The 16,269-nt window shown below is 37.8% G+C and carries 14 protein-coding genes; 12 read left to right on the top strand and 2 right to left on the bottom strand.

Annotated elements, in window-relative coordinates:
• Window positions 1–171 precede the first annotated feature (171 nt).
• From EDD74_RS12765 to EDD74_RS12730, 8 genes are all read left to right on the top strand, one after another.
• Window positions 172–1,773 carry an ATP-binding cassette domain-containing protein gene (locus tag EDD74_RS12765; protein WP_116441111.1) on the top strand — a complete coding sequence of 534 codons (1,602 nt, stop codon included), beginning with the start codon at window positions 172–174 and terminating at the stop codon, window positions 1,771–1,773.
• A 322-nt stretch (window positions 1,774–2,095) separates the two neighbouring features.
• Complete coding sequence (locus EDD74_RS12760; RefSeq protein WP_116441112.1) at window positions 2,096–3,991, top strand: BglG family transcription antiterminator; 1,896 nt, start codon at window positions 2,096–2,098, stop codon at window positions 3,989–3,991.
• Window positions 3,992–4,103: 112 nt separating this feature from the next.
• On the top strand, window positions 4,104–4,436 hold the full coding sequence (locus EDD74_RS12755; RefSeq protein WP_116441113.1) for a PTS sugar transporter subunit IIA: 333 nt from the start codon (window positions 4,104–4,106) through the stop codon (window positions 4,434–4,436).
• 16 nt (window positions 4,437–4,452) lie between these two features.
• The gene (locus tag EDD74_RS12750; RefSeq protein WP_008977686.1) at window positions 4,453–4,776 is read left to right on the top strand and encodes a PTS sugar transporter subunit IIB; all 324 of its coding nucleotides are present in this window, start codon (window positions 4,453–4,455) and stop codon (window positions 4,774–4,776) included.
• Between the two features lie 33 nt (window positions 4,777–4,809).
• The gene (locus tag EDD74_RS12745; RefSeq protein WP_008977685.1) at window positions 4,810–6,156 is read left to right on the top strand and encodes a PTS sugar transporter subunit IIC; all 1,347 of its coding nucleotides are present in this window, start codon (window positions 4,810–4,812) and stop codon (window positions 6,154–6,156) included.
• Window positions 6,150–6,764, top strand: coding sequence for an AAA family ATPase (locus EDD74_RS12740; protein ID WP_008977684.1), 615 nt, complete (start codon window positions 6,150–6,152; stop codon window positions 6,762–6,764). The genes EDD74_RS12745 and EDD74_RS12740 overlap by 7 nt, the downstream gene beginning before the upstream one ends.
• Window positions 6,765–7,045: 281 nt before the next feature.
• On the top strand, window positions 7,046–7,951 hold the full coding sequence (locus EDD74_RS12735; RefSeq protein ID WP_116441114.1) for an NAD-dependent epimerase/dehydratase family protein: 906 nt from the start codon (window positions 7,046–7,048) through the stop codon (window positions 7,949–7,951).
• A gap of 66 nt (window positions 7,952–8,017) precedes the next feature.
• The gene (locus tag EDD74_RS12730; protein ID WP_116441115.1) at window positions 8,018–8,521 is read left to right on the top strand and encodes a GNAT family N-acetyltransferase; all 504 of its coding nucleotides are present in this window, start codon (window positions 8,018–8,020) and stop codon (window positions 8,519–8,521) included.
• 273 nt (window positions 8,522–8,794) lie between these two features.
• Here EDD74_RS12730 and EDD74_RS12725 read toward each other — a convergent pair whose 3' ends face one another.
• Window positions 8,795–9,061 carry a glutaredoxin domain-containing protein gene (locus tag EDD74_RS12725; protein WP_008977681.1) on the bottom strand — a complete coding sequence of 89 codons (267 nt, stop codon included), beginning with the start codon at window positions 9,059–9,061 and terminating at the stop codon, window positions 8,795–8,797.
• Between the two features lie 395 nt (window positions 9,062–9,456).
• Between EDD74_RS12725 and adhE the strand changes: the two genes are divergently transcribed.
• A complete protein-coding gene (gene adhE / locus EDD74_RS12720) occupies window positions 9,457–12,069 on the top strand; it encodes a bifunctional acetaldehyde-CoA/alcohol dehydrogenase (RefSeq protein ID WP_016441567.1) in 2,613 nt (870 codons plus the stop codon).
• Window positions 12,070–12,186: 117 nt separating this feature from the next.
• Here the strand turns inward: adhE and EDD74_RS12715 are convergent, their stop codons facing one another.
• Window positions 12,187–12,852, bottom strand: coding sequence for a hypothetical protein (locus EDD74_RS12715; RefSeq protein WP_116441116.1), 666 nt, complete (start codon window positions 12,850–12,852; stop codon window positions 12,187–12,189).
• A 328-nt stretch (window positions 12,853–13,180) separates the two neighbouring features.
• On the opposite strand from EDD74_RS12715, the gene EDD74_RS12710 reads away from it, so the two are divergent.
• The 3 genes from EDD74_RS12710 to EDD74_RS12700 all read left to right on the top strand — a co-directional run bounded on the left by EDD74_RS12710 (window position 13,181) and on the right by EDD74_RS12700 (window position 16,259).
• A complete protein-coding gene (locus EDD74_RS12710; RefSeq protein WP_016441566.1) occupies window positions 13,181–14,479 on the top strand; it encodes an ABC transporter substrate-binding protein in 1,299 nt (432 codons plus the stop codon).
• A gap of 74 nt (window positions 14,480–14,553) precedes the next feature.
• The gene (locus tag EDD74_RS12705) at window positions 14,554–15,432 is read left to right on the top strand and encodes a carbohydrate ABC transporter permease (protein WP_008977677.1); all 879 of its coding nucleotides are present in this window, start codon (window positions 14,554–14,556) and stop codon (window positions 15,430–15,432) included.
• Entirely contained in the window at window positions 15,432–16,259 is an 828-nt protein-coding gene (locus EDD74_RS12700; protein WP_116441117.1) for a carbohydrate ABC transporter permease, read from the top strand. Before EDD74_RS12705 ends, EDD74_RS12700 begins: the two co-directional genes overlap by 1 nt.
• Window positions 16,260–16,269: the final 10 nt, after the last annotated feature.

Raw genomic sequence — 16,269 nt, 5'->3', positions numbered from 1 at the left:
CACTGTGTAAGACATTGAAATACCGCATGGTATTATCTCCAATGCAGTAGTGGTTGAAGCAAGAATCCCCCTGCTTTAGCTGTGGGGAGTGTCAACTTGAAAATGGCAATATAAGAGAAAAAGCAGATGGATTATGTAGATTAGCAAATGCAAAAGTATGGAGTATGAAAGATGAATCTCAAACAACTGGTATTGAAGTATAAGAAAAAGACAGTAATATTGATTTTATTGATTATTGCCGCAGCCGGTGCTGATATTTATGCCGGCTATACATTAGCCTGGTACTATGATATTGTGACAGCATCAGATATTCAAGGGGCAGTAAGGTTTTCTGTTTATATGATTTTAATCAGAGTATTTTCTGTTATCATGGCATACTTTGCAGATCGCTATGAAGCAGGAGTGAGAGAATGTTTTAACAATGAGATGAAAGGAAAACTAATTTATTCCCTCGCTCATATGGAATACCAGAGATATGAAGAGAAAGAACCGGGGGAATATGCTTCATGGCTGACAAATGATATTCACCAGATTGAGGATAAGTGTTTTTCTTCTTTCTTTTTAATTTGTGAAGCAGTTAGTACAGTATTATTTAGTATTGTGGCATTATTCTATATGCATCCGCTTATTTTAGCTACATGTATTATTAGTACGGTAATTTTATATTTTGTTCCGAAATTTTTTGAAAAGAGTATTACAGAAAGTACACTTAATATTTCTGAGATTAATGAAAAATTTTCTCAGAAAATCCATGATACACTGTCAGGATTTCAAAGTTTTGTGTCAGCACATCGAAGAGAGCAATTTATTCAACAGAATAATAGAATCTCGATAGCTTTAGAAAAAGAAAAGAAAATACTTCTCAGACGTTCAGCAAAAATGGGAATGTATAGTGTGGCAATTTTTAGAATTTTAGAAGGAGTAACTTGTTGTCTCACCGCGGTGCTTGCATTTTTAAAAATAGTTGGAATAGGAGCAGTATTTTCAGTTGCAAATATCAGTAATCGTTTTTTAAATGGGATCAATAGCATTTTTTCCAATCTGGTAATTTTAAAAAGCAGCGGAAAAATATTTGAAAAATTTCCAAAAAATATGCCCGAAGACAACCGGACAACTTGTCCAGAAATTAAAAATAGCATTGAAGTAAGAAATTTACAGATTAAATACGACAATCATATTGTGCTGGACCATCAAAATTATTGTTTTAAAATTGGAAAGAAGTATGCAATTATAGGAGAAAGTGGCGTTGGAAAATCATCTATGCTTAAGGCAATGATAGGGATAAATGATAATTATACGGGAGAAATTCTTTTTGATGGAATCAGTAAAGAGGCGTATAACAAAGACTCTATATTTCAACAGATTGCCTATATTAGTCAGGAGGCTTATATTTTTAATGATACAATTCGTTTTAATTTAACTTTGGGAGATAGTGGATATACAGATGTTCAGTTAAAAGATGTGCTTAATATGGTTAATCTGGGAGAGTTTTTAACGGAGAAAGGCGGTTTGGATGCCATGCTCGGAGATAATGGGAAAAATATTTCCGGGGGTCAGAAGCAGAGATTAGCGATTGCACGATCATTGTTACAAAAGAAAAGAATTTTTGTAGTGGATGAGGGAACGTCTGCATTAGATATAAAAAACGTAGCTATTATCGAGCGATTATTGTTAGAAACAGAAGAATATACAACAATCCTGATTACTCATAATATGAAAGAAAATACACAGAAATATTATGATCAGGTTATTCATTTGAAAGGAGGCGAGTGAGAATGAAATACATAAGAGTAAAGGTACGTAAAGCAGGTCAAGGCAGCACTAGAATAAATGGTTCACCGGTATGTTCTTCGGGATGCTAGTAGGCACATATCCTGACCCTAAAAAGATTTTAAGAAAAAGTCTGTGATATCATTTTGAAAAAGTGATATTATGGACTTTTTCTATTTTTAGAATCACTTTTTAAATTCGCAGGAGTACAGATAGAGAATTCAAATGAGCTACTTGGTACATTGACAGCACTTCTCCGACCCGATATCATGGAAGAGATGAATGAGAATGATCTAATGATCTCAGAGAGAACGGGAGGGTGCCCATGCTGACCAAAAGACAAAATATGATTATGACCATCATGAACAATCAAAAGGATTGGATCGTAGGAAAAGATCTTGCAAAATTATTGAATGTATCTGATCGGACAATCCGCAATGATATTGCTGCGATCAATGAGTTTTACGCAGATACGATGATTGAATCTAATATCCGGAAAGGATACCGGATTCAGGGAGAAAAAGTAAAAAGATTTACAGAAGAGACAAAAAAGGAAATTCCGGAGACAGGGGAAGAAAGAAGATGGCTGATCCTGAAAACATTGGTGGAGCATAATCAGGTAAATATATATCAGTTAGCAGACCAGATGTGTATTTCAGAGTTTTCACTGGAAAATGATATGAATAAAATCCGAAAATTACTGGACAATTATCAAGGCTTAAAGGTAATCCGTCAAAGTAATATGCTGCAACTTTCCGGAGAAGAACGGGAAAAGAGACATTTATATGAAGAGTTAATCTCTTATAAGATCAGCGGCAATCTGTGGAATTTAAATAAAGTTGCAGAAAATTTTATGCGCTTTGATCTCCTAAAAGTAAAGGAGATTTTAAAAGATATTTTTGAGGAATTTCATTATCAAATGAATGAAGTAAGGATTCCTACTTTATTGATCCATGTAGGAGTGATTTTGGAAAGGAATTTTGCTTGTCATTTTTTAAAAGAGGATGAAGAGCAGCAGGGGAAATATGGAAGAGAGGAATATGAAATTTCCCGACATTTTTTTGAAAAAATCGGCGCTAGACTGTCTTTACAAGTTCGGGAGGCAGAGATCTGTGATTTTGCCATTTATTTGGAACATGGAAAAAGAAAAGGATATTGTGAAGAAGAACAGCTACAAGGATTAGCTTCGGATTTGGTACAGCATATTATCGTTGAGATTCGGGAACATTTTGATATTGATTTCAGTGAAGATCGTGAATTCAGACTTGGACTGGAAGTACATACAGTTTCCTTATTAAAAAGACACTATGCAAATGTTGAGATTGATCATACATGTCTGGAAGAAGTGAAGAGAAAATATCCCCTCATTTTTGAGATGGGCGTGTGGGTATGCAAGATTATGGAAGAACATTTGAATATCATCATCAGTGAGAATGAGATTTCTTTTATTGCATTACATCTTGGCTCCGCATATGAAAGAGCAAATTTAAGACGAAAATACAGATGCTTGTTAATATGTCCTCACAATCAGACAGTAAAGGATTTGTGCATACAGAAAATCGTGAACCGTTTTCAGGATCGTATGGAAATTGTGGATTGTATGAGCTATTTTGAAGAATCACTGATCAGGGAGAAAAATCTTGATTTGATACTGACGACACAACCAGTGGCACATGCGCTGGATATTGAGACAACAGAAATATCGATGTTTTTTGCTCATACAGATGAAGCAGCTGTTTTTCAGACATTGAATAGATTAGATCAGATCCGTTATAGAAATAATTTTCAGTTTTTTATTTTGAATCTGATCAGAGAAGAGTTTTTTACAGCAAATATGGCAGTAGAAGAACCGGAAAAGATTATATCGGATATGTGTGACAAACTGTATGCCCGTGGGTATGTAAAAGAAAATTTTAAGGAGGGAGTACTGAAAAGAGAACGTCTTTCTCCAACCTCTTTTTTTCATGGTTTTGCAATACCGCACAATATGTCTCATCAGGAGACAATTCATTCTGCAATCAGCACTGCAATTTTAAAGCAGCCGGTCCAATGGGGGAGTTATGAGGTGCGATTTGTGCTGTTGCTGGCAATCACAGAAGAAAATAGAAATTTTTTAAAGATTTTCTTTGACTGGCTGGATGATATCGTTTCCAATCCTGAGAAATTTGCGAGACTTTTGGAGGTTCAGGATTACCAGAGCTTTGTGAATACACTTTTGTAGGGGGCAGCATGTTTCTAAAAACAGACAGCATTTCCTAATACTAGGAAGAAACATTGGAAGAAAATAAAAAAATCTACGATATACTTTAAGTAAAGGTTAGGAGGTGCAGAAGATGGAAGAACTTGAGCTGGTTTGTTTTCAGATTATTTCTTTTGCGGGAGAAGCGAGAAGTGCTTATATGGGAGCGATTCAAACAGCAAAACAAGGAAACTATGAAGAGGCGGAGAAGTTGATCAAAGAAGGTGGAGATGCATTTTTGCAGGCACATAAGGTTCATGCAGATCTGATCCATAAGGAAGCCGCCGGAGAGATGGAGCAAACACCAAATTTATTGTTAATCCATGCGGAGGATCAGTTGATGGCAGCGGAGACGTGCAAGATTTTGGCAGTGGAATTGATGGATGCTTACAGACGAATTTCCGTTTTAGAAGCAAAAGAAGCATAAAAGAGAGGAAAAAGATATGAAAAAAGTGTATTTATTTTGTAGTGCAGGGATGTCAACAAGTATGCTGGCTGCAAAGATGCAGGAAGTTGCAAATTCACACCAATTAGATATGGAAGTCGCAGCATTTCCACATGAGCAGATCGGAGAGATCATCGCAGCAAAACATCCAGATTGTATTTTGCTCGGACCACAGGTGAAATATCTGTACGATCAGACAGTGAAAGAATATGGAAAGACAGGAATTCCGATTGCAGTGATCGATTCAGGTGATTATGGAATGATGAATGGAGAGAAAGTTTTAAAAACTGCAATCAAAATGATGAGAGCAGTTGGGAAATAAAAGAGTAAACGGAGAGGCAAAGGATATATACTTATGAAAAAATTCACAGGTTTTTTGGAAAAATATTTATCTCCTTTGGGGGCGAAACTGGGTAATCAAAGACATTTGCAGGCATTGTCCAATGGTATGATGATGACACTGCCATTGCTTGTCATTGGTTCTATTTTTATGATCTTGAATAATCCTCCGATTAATTTAGAAACGGTAGATATGAATACGACCAATCTTTTTATCCGTTTTTTAATTAATTGGAAAGAGTGGGCAGTAGCAAATAGCGAATGGATTCTTGCGCCATACAATATGACATTTGGAATGCTTGGACTGATGACTGCATTTTCGGTTGCCTATTGTTTGGCAAAGAGTTACAAGATGAATGCGGCGGTCAATGGTATTATGTCCATGTCCGTATTTTTACTTGTATGTTCCAAAGTGGTTCAAGTTCCGGTGGGAGAAGATGCTGCGATTTCAGCAATTACATCCCAGTATCTGACAAGCGATGGATTGTTTATTGCATTGGTGCTGAGTTTTGTATGTGTTGAGATTAACCGTATGGTGGACAAACTGGGAATTAAGGTTAAATTTCCAGCATCGGTACCAAGTATGGTTGCTACATTTGTAAACTCATTGCTTCCACTTTTTGTAAATATTGTTATTGTATATGGCATCAATCTGATTTTAATCTCTTTGATCGGAAAATCTATTCCAGAGGCGATCATGAGCTTACTTACACCTGCGATCGATGTCGGAAATAATATCTGGGTGTATGCCGGAATCATTATGTTTTCAAATATTTTATGGTTTTTTGGTATCAATGGGACATCCGTTGTATTTTCAATCGTATTTATGATTGGACTTGCTGGAACAGGAGCAAATGCAGCTCTTGTAGCAGAAGGGCTTGCACCGACCAATCCGATGAACCTTCAGTTATTCCGCTACGCAATGCTTGGAGGAGCCGGAGGAACACTCGGTTTGATCTTGCTGATGTGGAAATCAAAATCCGCAAAGCTGAAATCGCTTGCACGAATATCTATTGTGCCGGGAATCTGTTCCATCAATGAGCCGATTACATTTGGAGTGCCGATGACTTACAATCCAGTGCTTGCAATTCCATATATTTTCACACCATCTATTTGTGTTGTACTTGGATATTATGCGCAGGTATTTGGATGGATTACACCAGGATATATTGCAGACCCTTCCTTTATTCCATTTTTTATACAAGGATGGATGTCCGGAATGGATTTTAGAAATGTAATTTTTATGTTCTTATGTATCGCATTGAGTGTGCTGATTTATTACCCATTCTTTAAGGTATATGAAAAACAGGCAGTAGAAAAAGAAACAAAAGAGGCCGAAGAGGAGGATGATTTCGAATGGTAAAAAAGACAATGTATGATCCGTGGCAGTCGATCACAACACGGAATGGATATTGCTGTGATGAAGTGATTTCAGCATTACAGAAAAGTATCCGACGTGCAAATGAAGAAGACGCATGCAAGTTCGCATATGAGTTGTATATTACATCACCGGAGTTAGAAGAGAAGATGTGGAGACGACTCCTTACGATTTCCGTAGAAGATATTGGAATGGGAAATCCGATGGCGGCAGTTGTAGTGAACAGTCTGTTCCAAATGAGAAAAGAATTTGACTATGCAGACGGAGACCGCCCGATCTACTTTATTCATGCGATCCGTTATCTCGTTCAGTCACAGAAAGACAGATCCAGTGACTTACTGAAAAATATCTGTATCAAAGGATTTGCCATGGGAGAGCTTCCGGAGATTCCGGATGTGGCTTTGGATAAACATACACGCCGCGGACAAGAGATGGGAAGAGATTCCTTCCACTTCCTTCATGAGGCAAGTAAAGTAATCCCACAGGCAGAAATTGACAATGATTATAAAGAACGGTATGAAGAAATGTTAAAACGCTATGATCCTGAGAACGTATCACCAACAACATTTAAGTTCAATGGATGGCAGTTTTAGAAAAAATGTTGACGGTTATAGCTGAGAACTGTAAGATGAAATCTCATAGTGTTTAAGAAGAGGGGAAAGAGAGGCTGATGCTGATTTTTCCCTTTTTTTAGAATAGAAAACTCTTGTAGAAACAGATGCTTTCGTATGTTTTTGCGGGAGTTTTTTATTTTAGAAAACTAGATTTTCAAAATATCTTATGATAAAATTTCTCATAATAAAAGGAAGCAGTAAGAAAGTACGAAGTAAAATAACGGAAGAAGAACGATGGGATAATAGAGGAGACAATGGAAATGGGAAAACGAATATTAATTACAGGCGGAACGGTTTTTGTAAGTAAATTTGCAGCAGAATATTTTGTAAAACGGGGATATGAGGTATCTGTGTTGAACCGGGGATCGAGGCCGCAGGTCTCAGGAGTTGAGTGGATCTGTGCAGACCGGAATCAGCTGAATGGAGTGCTACAGGGGAAACACTTTGATCATGTGTTGGATATTACTGCATATACGAAAGAAGATGTGAAAAATCTTCTTGCGGAGTTGAATGGATTTTCCACGTATATCCTGATCAGTTCCAGTGCAGTATATCCTGAGACATTGCAGCAGCCTTTCTCAGAGGAGCAGTCGGTAGGATACAATTCTATCTGGAGAAAATATGGAAGTGATAAAATTGAGGCGGAGGAGTATTTGATGGAGAAAGTGCCGGATGCCTATGTGATCCGTCCTCCATATCTGTATGGGCCGATGAACGATGTTTACCGGGAAGCCTTTGTATTTGATTGTGCATTGCAGCATAGAAAATTTTATATGCCGGGAGATGGAAGTCAGAAGCTTCAATTTTTCCATGTGGAGGATTTGTGCAGATTGATGGAAGCTATTCTTGAGAAAAGACCAGAAGAGCATATTTTTAATGTGGGAAATGAGGCAATAGATATTCGTACGTTTGTGGAGCTGTGTTATCGGGCAGCAGGAGAACCATTGCGGGCGCGGCTTGTCGAGGATCAGGTTTGTCAGACAAACTATTTCTGTTTTCCAGCATATGAGTATGTGCTGGATGTCAAAAAACAGAAGGAACTGTTGCCGGATGTGAAAGATTTCTATGAAGGATTGCAGGAGGCATTTGCGTGGTATTGTGAAAATAAAGAAGAGGTCGAGAGAAGAGAGTATATAGAATATATTGAAAACGAGATGAGAGGATAAACAAAAGCTTTCTTTTCTTAACCCGTTATGTTAGAATCAGCAAAAAGAAGAATGAGGTGAGAAGAGATGAAACTGATCAAACTTTGGGAAGCAGACTTTGACAGAGCTTATGAGCTTCAAAATACGTTTGTACAGGATGAAAATGGATTTATCAATGCAGCCTATGGATTCTCCAGGGAGGAGTTTCAGGAGTATGTGAAACTTCGGAAGCAGAATTCAGAGGGAGTGAATCTTCCGGAAGGATTTGTACCGGATACTGTATACCTTCTGGAAACGGAGGGAGAATACGTTGGAATTTTCAATTTACGGCATCGCTTGACGGAGGGACTCGTTCATGGAGCTGGTCATATCGGTTATGGGATTTCTCCAAAGTACCGGGGAAAAGGGTATGCAACAAAAGGTCTGGAAATGTTGTTGGAAATTGCAAGAAAAATCGTGCCTGAGGAGGAAATCTATCTTTCGGTACATAAAGATAATCTGGCTTCCCTGAACGTGCAGAAGAAAAATGGAGCTTATATTCATCATGAGAATGAAGCAGAATATTTTACGCGGATTCCGTTGAAGAGATAGAGGCTACCGGAAATTTATGGTACATCTGATGCAGAAACAGTACAAAATTGAGATCCTGCTTGATTATGAGCAAAAAAGAATTACAAAACTTCAGGAACTGACGCTAGAATGGTGAATATAGAAGTAACCTGAAAAGTAAATTTTTAAAATATAAGAAAACTGGAGAAGGAAAAGATGTAGTTTTAAAATTCTTTCTCCATGAATTTCCGGGAGAGGAGATTTATGGACAAAGAAGGGAAAGGCTACATCTTTTTCTTGTTTTGAGATGGGCTGCTATGCGTTTTCTATTTTGCTTATGACCTCATTTACATCGAAGGTCATCGTTCCGTCTTCCAGCACAAAGAGTGGGACTCCAACGCCACCCTTTTCCTTTACTGCATCAAACATTGGATTGGTATCACGGATTTTTAAGAAGCGTTTGAGATTGCCAATGCTGTCAGAAAATTCAAGAAAGAGATAGCGAATCCCTTTTGCATCAAGCAGTGCTTTTGCATCTACACAGTCTTTACAAGTGTCTGTTCCATAAATGACAAGTTTCAATTTGTTTCCTCCTGCTAGTATTTGAGATTGTCTTGAACGGCAAAAGTTTGCCATACAAAGGTTTACTGTTTCTATATCAGTATAGCATAATCTGGAAAAGGAATTACTCATTTTGTGAGAAAATTTATATAGTATGGGTTGGTCTTGCTGAGGAAAAGTGGAAGAGTTCGAATTATTTTTAACAATAAAAATACACTTGTGAAAACCAATTTGCTTTTTGCGTGTGAAATGCACAAGAAAAAGATAGAGAAAACAATCATTTTCGTCAAAATATAAGAAAAACAACGATAGTTAAAAAAATATCAATTTTTCTATTGACATTTTTTTAACGAGAAAATATACTATGGGATGTAGAAAAGAATTTACTTAACTCATTTACAGGAGGAAAAATTGGTATGGCAAAGAAAAAAGAAGTAGTACCAGCAATTATTGACAGTGTAGAAGCTCTTACAGCAAAAATGGAAGCAATGCGTGAAGCACAGAGAGAATTTGCTACATTTACACAAGAGCAGGTAGATAAAATCTTTTTTGAAGCAGCTTTGGCAGCAAATAAAATGCGTATCCCGTTAGCAAAAATGGCAGTAGAAGAAACTGGAATGGGAATCGTTGAAGATAAAGTAATTAAAAATCACTATGCAGCAGAATATATTTACAATGCATATAAAGATACAAAAACATGTGGTGTGATCGAGGAAGATAAAGCATTCGGAATCAAGAAGATCGCAGAGCCGATCGGTCTTGTTGCAGCGGTTATTCCGACAACAAACCCGACATCTACAGCAATCTTTAAGACATTGATTTCCTTAAAGACAAGAAATGCAATCATCATCAGCCCACATCCACGTGCAAAAGCAGCTACGATCGCAGCAGCAAAAGTAGTTTTAGATGCAGCTGTAAAGGCAGGAGCACCGGAAGGAATCATCGGATGGATCGATGTACCATCACTGGAGCTTACAAATGAAGTTATGAAAAATGCAGACATCATCCTTGCAACAGGTGGTCCTGGAATGGTAAAAGCAGCTTACTCTTCAGGAAAGCCGGCACTCGGAGTTGGAGCTGGTAACACACCGGTTATCATCGATGACACAGCAGATGTGAAGCTTGCAGTAAACTCTATCATTCATTCAAAGACATTTGATAATGGTATGATCTGTGCTTCAGAGCAGTCTGTGACAGTTCTGGAAAAAGTATATAAAGAAGTGAAAGAAGAATTTGCATACAGAGGATGCTACTTCCTCAAAAAAGATGAGATTGAAAAAGTTCGTAAGACAATCATCATCAACGGTGCATTAAATGCAAAAATCGTAGGACAGTCTGCTCACACAATCGCAGCATTGGCAGGAGTGGATGTTCCGGAAGATACAAAGATTCTGATCGGTGAAGTAGAATCTGTAGATATCTCAGAAGAATTTGCACACGAGAAATTATCTCCGGTACTTGCAATGTACAAAGCAAAGACATTTGACGAAGCGATCGCAAAGGCAGAGCAGTTAGTAGCTGACGGTGGATATGGACATACAGCTTCCATTTATGTACACCCTGCAGAGACAGAGAAGCTTGCAAAACATGCAGCAGCTATGAAGACATGCCGTATCCTTGTCAACACACCTTCTTCTCAAGGTGGAATCGGTGATCTTTACAACTTCAAATTAGCTCCGTCTCTTACATTGGGATGTGGTTCTTGGGGAGGAAACTCTGTATCTGAGAACGTAGGAGTAAAACATTTGATCAACGTGAAGACAGTTGCCGAGAGGAGAGAAAACATGCTTTGGTTCAGAGTTCCTGAAAAAGTTTATTTCAAAAAAGGATGTATGCCGGTTGCTCTTGATGAACTGGGAACAGTGATGGGCAAAAAGAAAGCATTCATCGTAACAGACAGCTTCTTATACCACAATGGATATGTAAAAGGTATCGAAGAAAAATTAGATGAAATGGGAATCCAGCACACATGCTTCTATGAAGTAGCTCCAGACCCGACACTGGAATGTGCAAAAGCAGGTGCAGCAGCAATGACAGCATTCCAGCCAGATGTGATCATCGCTCTTGGTGGTGGATCCGCAATGGATGCCGGAAAGATTATGTGGGTAATGTACGAACATCCAGAAGCAGACTTCCTTGATATGGCAATGCGTTTCATGGATATCCGTAAGAGAGTATATACATTCCCGAAAATGGGAGAGAAGGCTTACTTCGTTGCAATCCCGACATCTTCAGGAACAGGTTCTGAGGTGACACCATTTGCAGTTATCACAGATGAAAAGACTGGAGTAAAATATCCATTAGCAGACTACGAATTATTACCGAAGATGGCGATCATCGATGCTGATAATATGATGAGCCAGCCAAAAGGACTGACAAGTGCTTCCGGTATTGATGCACTTACACATGCATTAGAGGCATATGCATCTATCATGGCAACAGACTATACAGATGGTCTTGCATTAAAAGCAATGAAAAATATCTTCAAATATTTACCATCTGCTTACGAAAACGGAGCAAATGATCCGATCGCAAGAGAGAAAATGGCAGATGCTTCCTGCATGGCAGGTATGGCATTCGCGAATGCATTCTTAGGAGTATGTCACTCAATGGCACACAAATTAGGAGCATTCCACCACTTACCACATGGTGTTGCAAATGCGTTACTGATCAACGAAGTAATGAAATTCAATGCAACAGATGTGCCTACAAAGATGGGAACATTCTCTCAGTATCAGTATCCACACGCATTAGAAAGATATGCAGAATGCGCTAGATTCGTTGGCGTTGTAGGAAAAGACGACAAAGAAACATTTGAAAAATTCCTTGAGAAGATCGATGAATTAAAAGCAGCAGTTGGAATCAAAAAGACGATCAAAGAATACGGAGTAGATGAAAAATACTTCCTGGATACATTAGATGAAATGGTAGAACAGGCATTTGATGATCAGTGTACAGGTGCAAACCCAAGATATCCACTGATGAAAGAAATTAAAGAAATGTACTTAAGAGTTTACTACGGAAACTAATTTCAGGAAAGATAGTGTAGCTACCTGGTTAGAGAAAAAGAAGACGTAAGGCTGAAAAGGGCATTAGAAAAAGACAGGAGGACTGACGAAAGTCAGTGTCTTCTGTCTTTTTTGTGATTATTCCTGTTCAGCTTTCATGGCGTGATATCCAATCCAAACAGTCCAAACATATGCCAATGTTTTTGGGATCATTAACATTCCGATGATAGGAATAAGATCGGCAAATAATACAACAGGCAAATAAAAACCAAAGCTAATGACGATTGTCAGCCACATATTTTTGAATAATTTATCGTTTTGCTCTCTAGAACTTTTATAAAACAGATAGATAATAATAAGCCCCATAATTGTGAAAGGAATATTTCTATAAATTCCCCACGATAATGGAGAGGCTGAACTTGTCCAGGCATTCTGTGGAAACAGACACAGGACAATTCTAGCTATTGCCATACCATATACGAATATAGTATAGATATTTTTCCCTTTTACATGGTATCTGATTCGCCAAATATAATATAGAATGATATAAAATACGGTCATTGTGATAGATGTAATAAATTTACCTGTTCCCAATGCAACTGTGAAATTGTCTAATCCTGTTGTACATAATGCAACTGCTCTCGGAACCAGGTGAAATGCATCTCCGAATCCTAATACAACTGCCATAATTCCAAAGAGGCGGTACTGCTTATTCCCATGACTTTTAGCAATCATAAGAATTCCCAATGTAACGACCCCTATAAGATAACATGCGTCAAATACTGTTTCAACTATTGCCTGCATAAAATAACCTCCTAATGTTTTTGTGAATAATAGTGTGTTCCATTTGACTGATGAAGCCTCATTTTCAAAATGAACAGCGTTCATGTTGCTATTTTAATTAATTTAGTTTGCTTTGTCAATACCTAAAACAGATAGATGAAGTATGTAACTATATAAAAGGCATTATCAATATTGAAGAAATTGAAAGGATATTAAGTAGCGACATAGAAATAATCTATAAATAGTGAGTTGCATTAAAAATATCAATTAGAACAAACATTTCGCCTATGCTATGATAAAAACGCAGAGAAAATATTTTGAGAAGAAGTAGTATAAGGAGAAAAATGCTATGAAGAGAACACTTGCAATCCTTTTGGCGCTTGGCTTATCGGTATCTAGTCTTACCGGTTGCGGAAGTGATGAAAAGGAGACAAAAAAAGAAAAAGATGGAAAAACAGTTATTAATTTTTGGTGTCATGAAAATAAACCGTGGATAGAGGCTTATGAAGAGACAATCAAGAGATTTGAGAAGGAACATCCAGAATATGATGTGAAGCTTTCTAATTATCCTTTTGATGTATATAATCAAAAGATTCAGACTGCCCTTACATCTGGCAAGGGAGAAGTTGATATCATTGCAGTGTGGGGAGGAACCGCGCCAAACTTTATCGAGACCGATGCGCTTGCAGAAGTTCCTGAAGATATTGTAAAAGAATTAGAAAGTGATTATTTGGATCCAACACTTGGTGTTTTTCAAAAAGAAGGAAAATATTATGGAGTCCCAATGGAATTTAATTTAGAGTATGGAGGAATGATTGTAAATAAAAAACTGTTTGAAGAAGCGGGACTTTCTTATCCACAGACTTGGGAAGAATTGAGAGAAACATCTAAGAAAGTGGCAAAGAAGAATGGGGAAGTCATGGAGATGACAGGATTTGATATGATCGATGCAGATGCTTTGATTTGTAATTATTTATCCATGATTTTACAGCAGGGCGGTCAGTATCTAGAAGAAGACCACTCAATCAATTTTGCGACACCGGAAGGGGTTAAGGCAATGGAAGAAATTGTCAGCATGGTAAAAGATGGTGAGACAAGCTTAGAATCACTCACTTCAGGAGAATATGCGTTTAATAGAACCTATCAGGATAAAGGATTTATGGCTTCAGTTGGCTCTTGGGGAATTGGAGAAGGAACAGGTTCTTATGACTTGACTTATGGAGAAGATTTTGAATATATTCCGGTCCCTCTTTATGGAGATGAGGTTGCGTTTGCATCAGAGACAGGATGGGGAATTATGGTTCCGGAAAACAGCCAACATAAAGATGCAGCATGGGAATTTATTGAGTTTTTCAGTCAGCCAGAAAATCTTGTGAAACATAATATTGCATGTAATCAGCTTCCACCGAGAAAATCATTGTTAGATAATGAAGAATATAGAGAAGCAATGCCAAATATTACATTTCTTCTTGATATTATGGAGAAAGGACAGTGGATGGGACCATATAATACATCCGCGATGCGAGAAATTTTTAATGAGATGTTCATCTCTCTTTGCCAGGAGGAAAATCCAGATATAGAAAAAGCATTGAAAGAGGTGTCTGAAAAGATCACGGCAGAATGTCAGCTTGGTTATGAAACAAAATAAGTGGCAGAGTACCGGGAGTTCACAGTTAGTGAATTCCCGGTTATTTCTATAAAAAATGAGAAAGAAGGAAGAAAATGAAAGATAAAAAATTTGTTTCTATGGTTCTAGTTCCGAGTTTTGCTCTGTTGTTTCTATTTGTAGTATTTCCGCTGTTTTATGGGTTGGGTATCTCTTTTTTTGATTATAATCCGGCGCGTGATAGTAATCCATTTCTTGGTCTAGATAATTATATGAAAATGTTTCAAGATCCGATTTTTAAAAAGGCAGTAGTCAATACGTTAGTGTTTGGGATTATAGCAGTATTTCTTAATATCGTGATTACATTGTTTCTAGCGCAATTGATTTCGGTGCTCCCATCAAAAAAATGGAAAACGATTTTTCGGACGATTTTATTCATTCCATGTATTGCGCCAATGGTAGGAACAGCGCTTGTATGGAAGTCGGGGATCATTGAGACAGATGGAGGACTTCTAAATCGTTTGATGGGAGTTTTCGGGATGGCACCAAAGAACTGGACGATGACAACAGGAGCATTGCTTGCAATTATTATCGCATATACACTTTGGGCAGATATTGGCTATAATGTAGTGCTGTTTTCAGCAGGATTGGAAGGTGTGCCAAAAGAATTCGATGAGGCGGCAGCAATTGATGGTGCAGGACCAATCTGCAGATTTTTGAAGATTCGCGTTCCGCTGATGGGAAGAACGTTTGCATTTGTTGCAGTGATGACAATGGCAAACTATTTTCAGATGTTTGCGCAATTTCGTGTGATTGCACCGAAAGGTGGGGTAGACTACTCTGCAATGGTATTGACAAACTACATTTATCGACAGAGTTTTACAAATTATGATATGGGATATGCGTCTGCAATTGCAATGGCACTGTTTGTCATAGTATTTGCAGTTGCATTGATTCAGAACCGAATGATGCGTTTAGATTGGAGTTATGAATAATGAAAAAATATGGATATAGATGGTATCACTATGTGATTATATTATTTTTGACAGTATTTTGCGCAGCGATGATGTTCCCGATGATATGGATGTTTTTGACTTCATTCCGTACAAATGCGGATATTAGAATCAATAAGACAACGATGCTGCCGGAAACATGGACATTAGAAGGGTATATCAAAGCATTTACAGAAGCACCGCTTGGAAGATGGTTTTTCAACAGCATCTTAATTACGACAATTGTGACGGCAGCAGTTATTTTTACAAGTACATTGATTGGTTACGTTTTTGCAAAATATGAATTTAAAATGAAGAAGATGCTTTTTTTGCTTTTGCTGGCAACTATGATGGTACCGGGGCAAGTAACGATGATTCCAAGGTTTTTGATGATTCAGAAAATGGGATTGTTTAATACACAGTGGGCCTTGATCATTCCGGGAATGGTCAGTGCATTTGGAATTTACATGGCAAAGCAATTTATTGAAGATATACCGGATAGTATTTGTGAGGCAGCAAAAATTGATGGCGCATCTGCTTTTGGGATTTATTGGAAAATTATTCTTCCCAATATTCGTCCGGCAATAGGATCACTTGGAATTTTCACGGCAATGATGTCATGGAATGATTATCTGAATCCGCTTCTGATGTTAAATGATAAGGAGAAGATGACACTGCCTTTAGCGCTTGTCGTATTTAGTACAGAACATACGCAGGATTTGACAACAACAATGGCGGCGGCAACGATGATCATGCTTCCGATGATTGTGATTTTTATCCTGTTCCAAAAACAATTTATCCGTGGACTGGCGCTGAGTGGGATAAAATAATAGTAACGAA

The sequence above is a fragment of the Faecalimonas umbilicata genome, from assembly GCF_004346095.1.
GTDB classification, from domain to species: Bacteria; Bacillota; Clostridia; order Lachnospirales; family Lachnospiraceae; genus Faecalimonas; species Faecalimonas umbilicata.
The sequence above is the reverse complement of the archived record's forward strand: the minus strand, read 5'-3'. Positions and strand labels throughout refer to the sequence as shown.